Source organism: Pseudoalteromonas distincta, assembly GCF_000814675.1.
Classification (GTDB): Bacteria; Pseudomonadota; Gammaproteobacteria; order Enterobacterales; family Alteromonadaceae; genus Pseudoalteromonas; species Pseudoalteromonas distincta.
The window spans coordinates 60,142-73,773 of record NZ_JWIG01000026.1; the positions used below are offsets into that span (position 1 = coordinate 60,142).

Here is a 13,632-nt window from a genome sequence, read left to right on the forward strand (position 1 = left end):
TCAGTCAGCACTTTTACTCAAAAGGTAATAGTCTTCAGCTTGCAACTCAATGCAAGTTAACTCACTGCTCTTCATTATTTATTGTCAAAATTACACCTTTGTAAAATAGAGTTGGTTCATCCGAGCCAAAACGTACAGAACAAACACCGCCTAAGTTTATTGGCGAAGTATGATGATTCGTTGGTGAACTCAAGCGTACTTACTTTATAAACAGGACTTAGCATGAGTGAATTAACTATCGGCGTTATCGGAACATCCCGCAAGACAGATGAAAGACGGTATCCTATTCACCCAGAGCACTTATTACGAATTCCCGAAAATCTTAGAAAACAAATGGTGTTTGAACAAGGCTATGGCACCGCTTTTAATGTTAGCGATGAATATATTGCAACGTTAACGGGTGGCATTGCATCTCGCAGCGAAATACTTACCCATATTGGCACTGCCATTATCGCAAAGCCTGTACTTGCTGACTTAGAAGAAATGCGCGAAGGAGGCACTATTTGGGGCTATGCCCACTGCGTTCAACAGCATGAAATAACACAAGCGGCGATAGAGCGTAAACTTACCTTAATTGCTTTTGAAGATATGTATGTGTGGTCACCAAACGGAAATGTAGGGCGCCATACTTTTTATAAAAACAATGAAATGGCAGGGTATTGCGCTGTAATACATGCTTTGCAACTTAAGGGTATTGATGGTCATTATGGCGATCAACGTAAAACGATTATATTTAGTTTTGGTGCAGTGAGTAGAGGCGCTATTTACGCCCTTAAAGCGCATGGCTTTAGAGATATTACAATTTGTATTCAGCGTCCTGATCACGAAGTGCGTGAAGAAATATTAGATTGTCATTATGTTAAGGTACGAGAAGGTTTTGAAGGGGAGGCTCGCATGATGGTTGTTGAACATGATGGGACTAATCGACCACTTAGCGATCTTATTAGCGAAGCCGATATTATCGTGAACGGGACTTATCAAGAAACAGCTCATCCGGTTAACTTTGTAATTGAATCAGAAGCAGACTGCTTAAAACCTAACAGCTTAATTATTGATGTTAGCTGTGATGAGGGGATGGGATTCTTTTTTGCAAAGCCGACAACGTTTAAAAACCCTTTATTTCGATATAACAACACGGATTATTATGGCGTTGATCATACACCGAGTTATTTATGGGAAAGCGCGACGCGTTCAATCTCTGCGGCGCTCATTGTATATTTACAAACGATACTTAAAGGTGCTTTGCAGTGGCAAAAAGATGAAACCATTCGCCGTGCAATAAACATTGAGCAAGGAATAATTAAAAATACGGCTATTTTGGCATTCCAAAACCGCGAAAATATTTATCCTTATAACGTAATAACACAATGATTATATCTATCTCTAATCTAATTTTACGTAAGATTAATTAGGGGGGGGCACTTCGTCTTAATGCTAGTAATTTTAAGGCGAAGTGTTTGTTGACTGATAGTAAAGCTGGAGAACTTAAATCTTAAAAGTTTTGATAAAACGAACACCCACAATTTATAAGGCTACCTGATATGCCTAACGATTCTAAAAATATACTAAATCGTGGCTTAGACTATATGCACGACCCATTTTCTAATTTTATGCGTGCTCAAACCACCTCTAGTCTGTTTCTACTGGTATCTACAATCATTGCACTATGGTGGGCAAATTCAGCTTATTCAGCTACCTATCTGAACTTAGTGCATACGCCTATTGGGATCTCATTAGGAAACTTTGAGCTACAAACCTCGCTTAAACACATTATTAATGATGGTTTGATGGTGATATTTTTCTTATTGCTAGGGCTTGAAATAAAACGAGAGGTACTTGCTGGAGATTTAGCTGAGCCCAAAAATAGACACATGCTCATTTTTTGCGCCATAGGCGGAATGGTTGTGCCAGCTGGTATTTATTCGCTGTTTAACTGGGGGCAAGATTCACTGATTGGTTGGGGTATACCCATGGCAACCGACACTGCGTTTGCATTAGGTGTGCTTACAATTGTAAGAAAACATATACCAACAAGCTTGTTGGCTTTTATTGTAGGTCTTTCGATTGTTGACGATGTGGGGGCAATACTCGTTATTGCCGTGTTTTATACCCAAGAAATATCGGTGATGTATTTGTCATGCGCCGTTGTTCTATTTGCTTTTTTAGTAGCCGCCAATTATGCCGGAATAAGGCAGCCGCTTTTTTACATTATCATTGGTCTTGCCACCTGGTGGATGATGTTACAGTCAGGTGTGCATCCTACTGTAGCAGGTGTTGCTATTGCTTTAACGGCTCCTGCACGCTCAATGTTGGGCTCAGGAAGGTCGCTTGAAAAGGCAAAAACAACCATTACCTCTATGCAAAAAGAAATTGAGAAAGTAGATGTTCTGGCTAGCAGACAGGATCATAAACAGGTACTCGAAATTCGTGATTTAGCCGAAAATGCAGGTACACCTTTGCGTCGGTGGGAAGATGTGCTGCACCTGCCTGTCGCACTGTTTATTTTACCGCTATTTGCTTTAGTTAATGCGGGTGTGGTTTTTAACTTTAGTTCATTTGTTGAGAGTCTCAGTGATCCCGTTGGCTTAGGTATTATTAGTGGTCTTGTTGTTGGTAAGTTTATTGGTATTTCGGGTGCGTGTTGGCTTGCTTTACGCTACAAAATAGGTTGCTTGCCAGAAGGTATCAATCTTCAGCATGTTATCGGTGCTTCACTTATCGCCGGGATTGGATTCACCATGTCTACTTTTATTGCTACGTTGGGGTTTGATGGGCAAGCCGAGCACCTTCATAACGCAAAAACATCGGTTTTAGTGGCTTCGGTTCTTTCTGCAATACTTGGGGTTTTATATATTCGAGTGGTTGCCTCAAAAAAGAGCAATAAATCAATTAATTCAACGCCAAAATAGGGCGTGAAGGGGTTAATGGGTATTCAATAATGTGTACTCATTAGTTGTACTTAACCCTTTATTTATCAATTAAACCTATTGGTTAAAACAAGCTATGTGTTGTAGCGAACAGACCAATTAAAATAAATACGCTAATGTCTTATAAAGATTTTTTGGCTTTAAATTAATCTATAAGTGCATGAATTCAAATCTTAAAACTATTTCTTAAATCATTACCCCTAAATTATTACCCTTAAATTATACAGAGGAAGTTATCACCTAGATTGCGAAGCACGCTAGGGCTTATGACAATCTAAAGTAGTAATAAGGCTCCATATTTTTGGTTTCTTAAAAAGGAAAATATTATTTCTACACAAAACGAAAATAATCCAAATTCTAAAAGTAAAAGCGGTCCGCCAGATATCGATAAAGTGATGAGCGGTGCGTTTAAAAAGTATAAGAAGTTGCTGAGTGGAAAATTTAGCACAAGTTTAACCATAGTATTGTTTTTGGGATTGATTGCTACAGGCTATAGCGCAGTCTATACCGTTCCCAGTGATTCAGTTGCTTTGGTATTAAGGTTTGGTAAGTTTCAAGAAATTCTGCCTGCGGGCTTACATGTAAAAATCCCATTAGGTGTTGATCACGTCACAATAGTGCCTACCAAGCGGCAATTAAAGCAGGAGTTTGGTTTTTCTACTCCTGGAGCCTCCGACCCTGATCAAAATATTAATCCTGAAAATAATATTCGCTCATTTGCGCCAAAAATTTCACCTGCAACAAATCAACGCGAAGAAACCCAAATGGTAACTGGCGATTTAAACACTGCGCTGATTGAATGGGTAATTCAATATCGGATAGCCGATCCCCAAAAGTACTTATTTGAGGTGCGCGACCCGGCAGGCACTTTACGATATGTGTCTGAATCAGTTATGCGTGAAGTTGTAGGCGATAGAACTGTAGATGAAGTAATTACCATTGGCAGGCAAGGGATTGAAATTGAGGCATTACAAAAAATGCAGGCATTGGCAACCAAATATGTAATGGGGATTAGTATTGATCAGGTTCAATTAAAAAATATTAACCCACCCGTACCAGTACAAGGGTCGTTCAATGAAGTTAATCAGGCTCAACAAGAAAAAGAAAAGTTGATTAACGAAGCGCGTCGCGAATATAACCGCGTTATTCCGCTTGCTCAGGGGGAGCGCGACCAACGAATAAGAGAGGCTGACGGTTATCGCCTTAAGCGCGTTAATGAAGCTGAAGGCGACGCTTTGCGTTTTAATGCGCTGTTTGCACAGTACCAACTGGCACCTGAGGTAACACGCAGACGAATATATATAGAAACAATGACTGATGTTATGCCAACGATAAAAAATAAAATTATTATCGATAGCGAAGCACGCGGTGTATTACCTTTACTCAATTTAACTTCACTAAAAGGACAGCAGCCATGAAATCTTATTTAATCTTTGGCAGCAGTATTTTAGCTGCACTTGTAGGGGTTACTTTATATAGCGCTTTATATACGGTTAACGAAGTAGAGCAGGTTGTTATTACTCAGTTTGGTAAACCGGTTGGTGAGCCAATTAGAGAGGCGGGTATTCAACTCAAAATGCCATTTGTTCAGCAAGTTAATTTTATTGATAAGCGCGTGCTGGAATGGGAAGGAACACCTTCTGATATGCCGACCAAAGATAAGCTTTATATTTCTGTAAGTCTTTACGCGCGGTGGCAGGTTACCGATCCGTTGCAGTATTTTTTACGCTTAGGTGATGAGCGAAGCGCACAGTCTAGGCTCGATGATATTTTTGGCAGTGAAACGCGTAATGCAGTAGCCACACACGAATTAATCGAAATTATTCGTACAACGAAAGATCGCCAACCTTTGCGTGACTCGTCACTCACCGAGGCTGAAAAAGAGCAGAATATTGGTAGTTTAGTGCCTATAAGCATGGGACGCTTAGTTGTCGAGCAAGATATATTTAATGCCGCAGCCAAAAAAGTAAAAGTATTTGGTATTGAGCTTATGGATATTCGCTTTAAACGTATTAATTATAATGAAAGTGTACGCCCTAAAATCTATGAACGTATGATCAGCGAACGTCGTCAAATAGCAGAACGCTTTTTGTCAGAAGGAAAAGGCGAAGCTGCCCGTATACAAGGTAACAGAGAGCGAGACTTAGATAAAATTCAATCTGAAGCCTACCGAGCAGTAACAGAAATTAGAGGTAAAGCTGATGCTAAAGCAGCCGCTATTTACGCCTCAGCCTATAACAAAAATGATCAAGCAGTCGCATTTTATGCATTTACCCGTTCGTTGCAGGCGCTTGAACTTGCCCTTAGCCAAAACACAACATTGGTATTATCGACCGACAGTGAGCTATTTCAGTATTTACAACACACTCAGGCGAGTGAGCCTAATCCCAAAAATTAGCATGCTTCATATTTAAATATTGTATAGATATCATCAAACTTAGGAGCAATAAATGCAAATTGAAACAATTCGAGATGTACTCAATTGGACCGTTTTATTTCACAAAAACTTAAAAGATAGCCTAAACCAGAGCTCTGAACAAAATAAGGATGAGGGAGCACGAATGATGCTTCGCTACCTATCTGAGCATGAGGAGAGTTTAGAGAATATTGTACAAGGATTTGAAAATACGGCAGACGTAAAAGCGCTAAACACCTGGTGTTTTGATTACATCGAAAAGCACTCAATTATTGAGCGCGTTGATTGCAACTCACTCTTTGAAGAGCTAGATATCTCAGACATTATGGATAAAATAGTAAACCATCATGAACAAGTTATTGAGTTATACATTCATATATATTCTCGTGTAGATATCGAAAGCGCAAAAACGTTGCTTGATACAATAAAAGATATTGAAGAAAATGAGATCAAAAGAATTGTGCAATCGGCTAACCGATTTTCAGATATGTAATCGACTGATTGAACTGGCAATATTTCTGCAAAATGTCAGTTTGACCAAAAATATGCTTAGCTAATTTCTTGTACTATAGAGCAACCAGTTAAATTTATTTTGTTACTGGAATATCATTTAATAGCTTTATGATAGCGCTGTTATTACCGAGTTTAGCTAAGTCTAATAGGTAGCTTTTTTCTAGCTCTTGCATTGACTGATCTGCTAATAATTCTTTTACCGATTGTTCTTCCCCATTTGCTATTGAAGTTTCTAAGGCTGCAAAGTTTGCGATTGAGTGTTTAATTTCATTAGTCATAATAAGTCCCGTTTGTTGTGATGCAAGGTGTAGCGAGTAATTGGATTAATTTATCATCGCTATCGACTAAATGCTGGTACCAAGACGACATTGTTTGCTTAGAGCGCTCATTGTTAGCTGGACCAACTTTACACCTACTGAATCAATAGCGCACCATTAAAAATGTTCATAAAGTTTATCTTATTGCTGAATACATACATCAACATATATCAAGCAACGTTAATGGTCGGTTCGTCAACCCACATAGTCTAATAGTAGTGTTCGATTTTTTTTTATAACAGGGAGTTGTCGCTATATTGTGGTGTAGATTATCTTTAATCTCCATCAATCATTATGGATATATATTAACTAAAGGCAGATAAATTTAAACTATGTGTGTTAGCGTACATATTCGCCTTGTTGTATTGAATATTTTATTATTTCAGTGAAGCACAGCGGGGGTGTCGGCTTATATTAAAAGTGAATAAGCGTAAAAAGGCACCTTAAAATTCTTTAATAAAAATAGAACAATTTTTATTATCAAAAAGCAACGACCTTTCATTTCTAGCGCCCAATTGTATAAACAAATTCAAGTTTATTATTAAAATATCCTGACTTACATGCTTTTAAGCCATTACTTTGAGGTTTCATTAGTTATAAGTTGGGCATATAAAAAGGAAATTCACACTCGATGGGTCAATTGAAGAACACACTGCTTAATGCTTTAACTACTGATGCACAACACCGCATGTTTCCGCTTTTACAGCGAGTCAATTTATCCCTTGGAGAAGTTATTTATGAAACAAGTGAAAAGCTCGATTACGTTTATTTTCCAATAGATAGTATTGTTTCATTATTGTATGTGATGATTGATGGCTCATCTGCTGAAGTATCAGTTATTGGTAATGAAGGGGTTGTAGGTATAGCTGTATTTATGGGGGGAGAAAGCACCCCTAATCGGGCTATTGTGCAAAGTGCTGGTACCGCTTATCGCTTACCCGCTTGTGAATTACGCAGGCAGTTTAACAGCGAGCCTGATATGCGTATGCTCATGTTACGTTACACGCAATCATTAATTACCCAAACGGCGCAAACCGCAGTTTGTAATCGTCATCATAGTATAGTGCAGCAACTAAGCCGCTGGCTTTTGCTATCGATTGACCGTTTACCGAGTAACAATTTAATAATGACTCAAGAGCTAATAGCAAATATGTTAGGCGTAAGACGTGAAGGGGTAACTGAGGCCGCAGGTAAACTACAAAAACTAGGTGTTATCACTTATAAACGTGGTCATATTAGTGTGATAGACCGACCTCAGTTAGAGTCCCAGTCTTGCGAGTGCTATGAGGTTGTAAAAAGAGAAGCAGACAGGTTGGAGTCTTATATGGAAAAAAAAACCTAACACGAAAGAACCATCAATTATCAGTTAATATATTCTGGTATCTAGTAAGCTAATTTACATAAAAATAAAATTCAGTAATAGCTTCAAAAAACACAGCCTAGCAAGTTGTTCACTGAGCCTGGGCTCTAAAATAAATTTATTAAATGACACGAACAAGTTTAGGTTACTGGTCACTTAATCTTCAATTGCAAAGTGGTAAATTTGTAAGCTAGGGAGTGCTCTTTCTTCGGTTTTTTTATTACTTTGAAGTGGTACGACTGAGTGGATTGGAACTACTGGCCATTGGACCGGGTGATCAAGAGTGGGTAGTGCTTTTTTTAGATTTTTAGGTTTTATCATTACTTTGAAGTGGTACGACTGAGTGGATTCGAACTGCAGGCCATTGGACCGGGTGATCAAGAGCGGGTAGTGCTTTTTCTTTCAAATGTACTTTATTTATTTTACTTAAATGTTGGTACGACTGAGTGGATTCGAACCACCGACCCCTACCATGTCAAGGTAGTGCTCTAACCAACTGAGCTACAGTCGTACAATTTTTGAGGTTTTACTTAAATGTTGGTACGACTAAATGGATTCGAACTACTGACCCTTGGACCGGGTGATCAAGAGTAGGTAGTGCTTTTTCCTTTAATTATACTTTTTTAAATGTTGGTACGACTGAGTGGATTCGAACTACTGACCCTTGGACCGGGTGGTCAAGAGTAGGTAGTGCTCTTTCCTTCAATTATACGTTTCATTAATGTTGGTACGACTGAGTGGATTCGAACCACCGACCCCTACCATGTCAAGGTAGTGCTCTAACCAACTGAGCTACAGTCGTATTACTTTATTTAAGTAAGTGTTAATTGCTTAACAACGGCGGCTAATATATAGCGTGGCGGTTGGTGAATCAAGCAAGTTTGTTGTTTTTGAGTTTATTTGCCGTTTTTTTATTCATATTGGGCTTATTTCACACGTTTTATAAAAACCTTGCCACCAAACCACATGTTTTTTAGCTGAGCTTTTAAGTAAGTTCAGTAAGTTACTTGTCGAGCCCGTTTTGACTAAGTTATTAATTTGAGGGCTTGAGATACTTTCGTTAAACCAAAGCTCGTTATAAAGCGGTTGTAGTACCTCTAGATAACCAGTTAATTGCGCTTGATAGGGCTGAATTTCTTTTAGGTAAAACTTTTGAAATACGTTGCTTATGATTTTTGCGTTTTTATTATTTTTATCCTCTGGGCACAGCGTATTAAAGTTTAGTGTTTTTACAAACTGTGTGGCGTTGTTATTTAACACGACCTGCATACGGACTGATTGAATGAGTGCTTGGTTAAATTGAAATTTATTAAGCTGCTCGAGTGCGCTAAAAATAGAGTCGCTATTAATTGTACTAAATTCTTTAGCCTTAATTTGCTGCTTAATGAGTACAAGTTGCTTTAGCGCAAATACGGTATCGCTAAAACCAGCGGGTTCAGTAGTGAGCTCGTTTGAGGTGAGTTGCCAGGTACGATTTAACTCAGGTTCATTAAATAACATGGTATTAAAAAAGTACATTAGGTGTGTTTCTTTATAGTTTTTGGCTGCGAGTATTTTTGTGTAACTAGGGCTATTTTTATCAAGCGTATTTAAGCAAACCTGCGCACTTTTAATAAAGTTTATTTGATATTTTAATTGCCCAGCAGCGCTGGCTGTTTTTCCTAATTGGTTGTTGTGCTCACTTATAAGTACGTTAAGCTTACATTGGCTAATGCCTGCAAGCTCAACAATACTCAGTGTTAAGTCACTTTGTGCTATTGGGGGAGGCTGCAGTAAAGGGAGTTGCTTGAGCGGCGTAGGCTGTGTTGGACTTGCATTAACTGTGCTACTTAAGCGTTCAATATAAGTAGCGTTTACACTACTTTGTGGTTTGTTGCAGCCAGTAAGCATTAAAAAACACATTACCAACAAAGCAGCTGGTAATGATTTAAGGCTGAGCTTATTAGTTTTGATTGAGTGAATCACTGTTAGCAAATTCATATTTTAGACGCTTTCTTACTGTTAGCATTAATAAAATAGCAGCGACACTAAGGCCTACTATTATTCCAACCCAAAAGCCATGCGGCCCCATAGCTGGCACAATTATGTCTGTTCTTGCCAATACGTAACCTAAACAAAAGCCGATTAACCAATACGATATAAACGTAATATACGATATAGGCGTGGTGTATTTTAACCCACGAAGCATGCCATTTGCAGCAACCTGTAATGCATCGGGTAACTGGTAGACACACGCTAGTATCATAATTGATGAAGCTAGAGCCATTACAGCGGGACTGTCGGTATAAAGTTGGCTAATTAAATCACGACCTGTAAAAGTCATAAGTGCCAAAAATAGTGCAATTACAATAGCTAATATGTAACTAGTCGATACGGCAACTTTTAACTGCTGTAAATTATTTTGACCATATAGATTACCAATACGAATACTTATAGCGATAGAGAGGCTCAGCGGCATCATAAACAGCAATGTAGTTACACTCGCTGCTATTTGATGCCCCGATACAGCCACTGCACCTAAATGCGCTATAAATAGCGGTATACACGCAAATAAAGTGACTTCAAAAAAGGTGGCAAGTGAAATTGGTATACCTAGCTTAGTAATAATACCAATGGTAGTGAAATTAGGTTTTTCGAATGATGAAAGCAGGCCTTTAGCATCTACCTTTTTACTCATTTGGCAGTAAGTAACTTGTGCTATTGCCATAACAGTTAAAACAATTGCTGTGGCAATGCCACATCCTGCGCCGCCATAAGCAGGAAAACCAAATAAGCCATTTATGAAAATATAATTTACTGGAATATTAACGGCTAAACCTAATAGGCTTATGTAAAAAGCGGGTTTGGTCATCCCCATGCCTTCGGTAACGTTTCTGTATACTGTAAAAATTAAAAATCCAAACACACCCCATTTCACAAAGTGGATGTAGTCAATGGCAAGGTTTGCAATAGCAGGCGTTGTATCGAGCTTTAAAATAATGGCATCTGCTAAATGGGCAATACCAAAACCTGTAAAGCTTAAAATAGCGGTTAAATAAAGCGCTTGTTGAAAATAGTGGCTAATGCCTTTGCGGTCATCGCTGCCCGAAAACTGCGCAATAATACCAGTAAGCGCTAATAAAATACCTTGCAGAGCAAGTAATAATGGGTTCCATATTCCTGTTGCAATAGAAAGTGCAGCTAAGTCAGTAGGGCTAACTTGGCCGGCCATAATTGTGTCGACTACCGACATTAAAATAAGTGTAACTTGTGCTAAAAAAACAGGTAAGGCTAGGGAAAGTAAACGCTTGGCTTCCCAATTGCAAAAGGTCATAAAAAAAGCTATTAAATAAAACAGGCGGCAATTGTAATCTATTGCGTTTCAAATAAAAATCACAGTAGTGAATGATTTTATGAGTTGATACGTTAAACTAGCACTTTGTAATAATTTTAAGTGATTTTATGTTTACAGGAATAGTGCAAACACAAGCAACAGTGGTCTCTAAAACTCAAGCTGATGGTGTGTTACGCTTAGTTGTATCGGTGAGCGATGAGTACGTTAAGCATTTAGATTTAGGCGCAAGCATTGCTATTAATGGCTGTTGTTTAACGGTTGTGCAAGTTGAGCTAAGTAATCATGATGTGGTGGCGCAAGTGCATTTTGATGTGATTGACGAAACCCTAAAGTTAACTAATTTAGGCCTGCTTGAGCTAGGTAGTTTAGTAAATTACGAACGCTCTGTTACGTTTGGTACTGAGCTAGGTGGGCATATAGTGTCTGGGCATATTCATTGTACGTCACAAATCTCTCAAATAGTGAAGCTTGAGAATAACTGCAAAATACAACTCAGCTTGCCAAAAGAGTGGCAAAAGTACGTGTTATATAAAGGCTTTGTTGCTATAAATGGCGCAAGCTTAACCGTAGGCGAAGTTGATGAACAAGGTTTTTGGATACACCTCATTCCGGAAACGCTCGCCATTACAAACATTGGTGCAGCGCAAGTGGGTGACAAGTTTAATATTGAAGTTGATCAGCAAACTTACACTATTGTAAATACGGTAGAGAACTACTTACGCCATCAGGCTTAAGTTAAAATATTTGTTCGTCGTCACTGTCTACGTGTAGCTCCAATTTATTATTAGCATGGTCTATATGCATATTTAAATGAATTGGGTTACAGCAGGCAGTGCAATCTTCTATATAGTCTTGATCGCCGCTGCTTGCGTCTAAGTCTAGATGTATGTGGTGTCCACAGTGTGGGCACGTTATTCGTTGTGATAAAAAATCTTTCATAATCACTCCAGTTATAAATAATTAAGTTAGGTTCAACTTAATCGCTTACAGATGAACGTCTACTTACTCATTAAATATAGTGCTGAAATGCAGCTTATGACACTTATTTTATATCTTCAAATACCAGCTTTTCTATATGTTGTTTAGCTTCAGTAAGATAGTGACCGGCAAAGATGTTGGCATGATTTAAAATGGGGTATAGCTGGTATATTAACTTACGTTTTTCGTAATTTTGAGAAAGCGGGTAGTGCGCGTTATAGGCGCTATAAAAGTCTTTAGGCAGTGGGGCAAATAGTTCGCTCATTGCAATATCCACTTCCCGATCACCATAATAACAAGCCGGGTTAAATATTGTTGGTTCTGCTTTTAAAAATCCCATATTGCCACGCCAAAAATCGCCATGCAGTAATGAAGGTTTTACTTGATGGCTATGTAGTTGCTCTTTTACGGTATTAATTAAGCGTTCGGGCTCAATAAAGCTAATGCCTTTTTCAGCGAGTAGTTGTAACTGCCACCCTATACGCTCTTCGGCGTAAAATACATCCCACTTTTTGTGCCAGCGGTTTGGCTGTATGGTTGTGGCTAGATAATTATCTACATCAAAACCAAACATAGCTTGGTCATGTTTTTGATGCATTTTAGCGAGGTTACGCCCCATATTAGTCCACGTGTCGTGGGGTTGTTTGTCTAAAACAAGCCATTGTAAAACAATAAACGAAAACTCTATATTTGCACCAGTTGTAATACATTCAGGTACTTTAAAATTACTATTTTGCGCCAAAAGCTTTAAGCCAATAAATTCACTTTCTAAACGTTCGAGTTCGCTTTTTAGTGCTATTTTAACGAAGTAGTTATGCGTACCATTGGTAATATGAAATAGTTTGTCGGTGTTTGTACTTTGTAATTGGCGTTTGTAGGTGTGCTTAAAGTCAAAATTAATGGCTTGGCTGATGTGCTCATTTACTGTTTTCCACATAACAATTGCTCGCCTTTTAAACAGATACTTAAACTATGGCAAAAAGGTATTAATTTAACAATCTAAACGTTGTAAAATTAACGGCTATATTGAATAAAATTACACTTACTGTAGTGGAGTTAAAATGAACAAAAGTTTAATAACCAATTTGCTAGCGGGTTTATGTGTTGTTGTAGGTTTTATGTTTAACCAAGCAATTGTGTTGTCTGTTGGTTTATTTGCACTTTCTGGCGCGGTAACTAATTTATTAGCTATTCATATGTTATTCGAAAAAGTCCCGTTTTTATATGGTTCAGGTGTTATAGCGCTTAAGTTTGAAAGCTTTAAAGTCGCTATACGAAACTTAATATTAACGGAGTTTTTTTCAGAGCAAAAAATTAATAATTTACTCAATAAAGCACAGCCCAATATCGACTTTGAGCCAATAATTAGCAATGTTGATTTAAACCCTGCATTCGACAATTTGTTAGAGGTAATAGAGCAGTCTCAGTTTGGTAGTATGCTAGGAATGTTTGGCGGTACAGCGGCAATAGAGCCGATGCGTGAAAAGTTTATTGAAAAAATGCAATTGTCGCTTAGTGAGATTTCTCAAACTGACGACTTTAAAGCATTAGTAAGCCAAACACTTTCACAAGGTAATAGCGCAGAAAGCCTACATAAAACGGTGCTTAAACTAGTTGATGAGCGCTTAGATGAGCTTACTCCTAAAATGGTTAAAGAGATTATTCAGACCATGATCCGCGAGCATCTAGGCTGGCTTGTAGTATGGGGCGGTGTGTTTGGTGGTTTATTTGGTTTAATAGCGGCCGTTATTTAAATCTAGCGACTAATAAAAAACATAATCATTCTA

13 protein-coding genes and 2 tRNA genes are annotated in these 13,632 nt (G+C 38.3%); 8 read left to right on the forward strand and 7 right to left on the reverse strand.

What is annotated here, in order from left to right; genetic code table 11:
* Window positions 1-222 precede the first annotated feature (222 nt).
* From QT16_RS17035 to QT16_RS17055, 5 genes are all read left to right on the forward strand, one after another.
* A complete protein-coding gene (locus tag QT16_RS17035) occupies window positions 223-1,371 on the forward strand; it encodes a N(5)-(carboxyethyl)ornithine synthase (RefSeq protein WP_039489563.1) in 1,149 nt (382 codons plus the stop codon).
* 170 nt (window positions 1,372-1,541) lie between these two features.
* A complete protein-coding gene (gene nhaA / locus QT16_RS17040; protein ID WP_039489565.1) occupies window positions 1,542-2,909 on the forward strand; it encodes a Na+/H+ antiporter NhaA in 1,368 nt (455 codons plus the stop codon).
* A 494-nt stretch (window positions 2,910-3,403) separates the two neighbouring features.
* Window positions 3,404-4,345: an FtsH protease activity modulator HflK gene (gene hflK / locus QT16_RS17045; RefSeq protein ID WP_200886974.1), complete on the forward strand. Its 942-nt coding sequence runs from the start codon at window positions 3,404-3,406 to the stop codon at window positions 4,343-4,345.
* The gene (gene hflC, locus QT16_RS17050) at window positions 4,342-5,325 is read left to right on the forward strand and encodes a protease modulator HflC (RefSeq protein ID WP_039489568.1); all 984 of its coding nucleotides are present in this window, start codon (window positions 4,342-4,344) and stop codon (window positions 5,323-5,325) included. Before hflK ends, hflC begins: the two co-directional genes overlap by 4 nt.
* 52 nt (window positions 5,326-5,377) lie before the next feature.
* Window positions 5,378-5,836: a hypothetical protein gene (locus QT16_RS17055; protein ID WP_039489570.1), complete on the forward strand. Its 459-nt coding sequence runs from the start codon at window positions 5,378-5,380 to the stop codon at window positions 5,834-5,836.
* Between the two features lie 94 nt (window positions 5,837-5,930).
* Here the strand turns inward: QT16_RS17055 and QT16_RS17060 are convergent, their stop codons facing one another.
* Window positions 5,931-6,134, reverse strand: a complete 204-nt coding sequence (locus tag QT16_RS17060) for a hypothetical protein (RefSeq protein ID WP_039489572.1) — start codon at window positions 6,132-6,134, stop codon at window positions 5,931-5,933.
* A gap of 670 nt (window positions 6,135-6,804) precedes the next feature.
* On the opposite strand from QT16_RS17060, the gene QT16_RS17065 reads away from it, so the two are divergent.
* Window positions 6,805-7,515 carry a Crp/Fnr family transcriptional regulator gene (locus QT16_RS17065; RefSeq protein WP_039489574.1) on the forward strand — a complete coding sequence of 237 codons (711 nt, stop codon included), beginning with the start codon at window positions 6,805-6,807 and terminating at the stop codon, window positions 7,513-7,515.
* A gap of 452 nt (window positions 7,516-7,967) precedes the next feature.
* On the opposite strand, the gene QT16_RS17070 is transcribed toward QT16_RS17065, so the two are convergent.
* From QT16_RS17070 to QT16_RS17085, 4 genes are all read right to left on the reverse strand, one after another.
* A tRNA-Val gene (locus QT16_RS17070) sits at window positions 7,968-8,044 on the reverse strand.
* Window positions 8,045-8,258: 214 nt separating this feature from the next.
* Window positions 8,259-8,335 (reverse strand) — tRNA-Val (locus tag QT16_RS17075).
* A 113-nt stretch (window positions 8,336-8,448) separates the two neighbouring features.
* The gene (locus QT16_RS17080) at window positions 8,449-9,513 is read right to left on the reverse strand and encodes a DUF3080 family protein (protein ID WP_039489575.1); all 1,065 of its coding nucleotides are present in this window, start codon (window positions 9,511-9,513) and stop codon (window positions 8,449-8,451) included.
* Window positions 9,476-10,846 carry an MATE family efflux transporter gene (locus QT16_RS17085; protein WP_039489577.1) on the reverse strand — a complete coding sequence of 457 codons (1,371 nt, stop codon included), beginning with the start codon at window positions 10,844-10,846 and terminating at the stop codon, window positions 9,476-9,478. The genes QT16_RS17080 and QT16_RS17085 overlap by 38 nt, the downstream gene beginning before the upstream one ends.
* A 128-nt stretch (window positions 10,847-10,974) precedes the next feature.
* On the opposite strand from QT16_RS17085, the gene QT16_RS17090 reads away from it, so the two are divergent.
* Window positions 10,975-11,601 carry a riboflavin synthase gene (locus QT16_RS17090; RefSeq protein WP_024603969.1) on the forward strand — a complete coding sequence of 209 codons (627 nt, stop codon included), beginning with the start codon at window positions 10,975-10,977 and terminating at the stop codon, window positions 11,599-11,601.
* 1 nt (window position 11,602) lies between these two features.
* Here the strand turns inward: QT16_RS17090 and QT16_RS17095 are convergent, their stop codons facing one another.
* Window positions 11,603-11,806 carry a CPXCG motif-containing cysteine-rich protein gene (locus tag QT16_RS17095; protein WP_002962509.1) on the reverse strand — a complete coding sequence of 68 codons (204 nt, stop codon included), beginning with the start codon at window positions 11,804-11,806 and terminating at the stop codon, window positions 11,603-11,605.
* 103 nt (window positions 11,807-11,909) lie between these two features.
* Window positions 11,910-12,782, reverse strand: a complete 873-nt coding sequence (locus tag QT16_RS17100; protein ID WP_002962507.1) for a fructosamine kinase family protein — start codon at window positions 12,780-12,782, stop codon at window positions 11,910-11,912.
* Window positions 12,783-12,906: 124 nt separating this feature from the next.
* Between QT16_RS17100 and QT16_RS17105 the strand changes: the two genes are divergently transcribed.
* Window positions 12,907-13,599: a hypothetical protein gene (locus QT16_RS17105; RefSeq protein ID WP_024603971.1), complete on the forward strand. Its 693-nt coding sequence runs from the start codon at window positions 12,907-12,909 to the stop codon at window positions 13,597-13,599.
* Window positions 13,600-13,632: the final 33 nt, after the last annotated feature.

What these genes read in the sequence shown, in the direction of transcription:
- QT16_RS17035 (WP_039489563.1), top strand. Translation starts at nt 223, where the DNA reads ATGAGTGAATTAACTATCGGCGTTATCGGAACATCCCGCAAGACAGAT.
- nhaA (WP_039489565.1), top strand. Translation starts at nt 1,542, where the DNA reads ATGCCTAACGATTCTAAAAATATACTAAATCGTGGCTTAGACTATATG.
- hflC (WP_039489568.1), top strand. Translation starts at nt 4,342, where the DNA reads ATGAAATCTTATTTAATCTTTGGCAGCAGTATTTTAGCTGCACTTGTA.
- QT16_RS17055 (WP_039489570.1), top strand. Translation starts at nt 5,378, where the DNA reads ATGCAAATTGAAACAATTCGAGATGTACTCAATTGGACCGTTTTATTT.
- QT16_RS17060 (WP_039489572.1), bottom strand. Translation starts at nt 6,134, where the DNA reads ATGACTAATGAAATTAAACACTCAATCGCAAACTTTGCAGCCTTAGAA.
- QT16_RS17065 (WP_039489574.1), top strand. Translation starts at nt 6,805, where the DNA reads ATGGGTCAATTGAAGAACACACTGCTTAATGCTTTAACTACTGATGCA.
- QT16_RS17080 (WP_039489575.1), bottom strand. Translation starts at nt 9,513, where the DNA reads ATGAATTTGCTAACAGTGATTCACTCAATCAAAACTAATAAGCTCAGC.
- QT16_RS17085 (WP_039489577.1), bottom strand. Translation starts at nt 10,846, where the DNA reads ATGACCTTTTGCAATTGGGAAGCCAAGCGTTTACTTTCCCTAGCCTTA.
- QT16_RS17090 (WP_024603969.1), top strand. Translation starts at nt 10,975, where the DNA reads ATGTTTACAGGAATAGTGCAAACACAAGCAACAGTGGTCTCTAAAACT.
- QT16_RS17095 (WP_002962509.1), bottom strand. Translation starts at nt 11,806, where the DNA reads ATGAAAGATTTTTTATCACAACGAATAACGTGCCCACACTGTGGACAC.
- QT16_RS17100 (WP_002962507.1), bottom strand. Translation starts at nt 12,782, where the DNA reads ATGTGGAAAACAGTAAATGAGCACATCAGCCAAGCCATTAATTTTGAC.
- QT16_RS17105 (WP_024603971.1), top strand. Translation starts at nt 12,907, where the DNA reads ATGAACAAAAGTTTAATAACCAATTTGCTAGCGGGTTTATGTGTTGTT.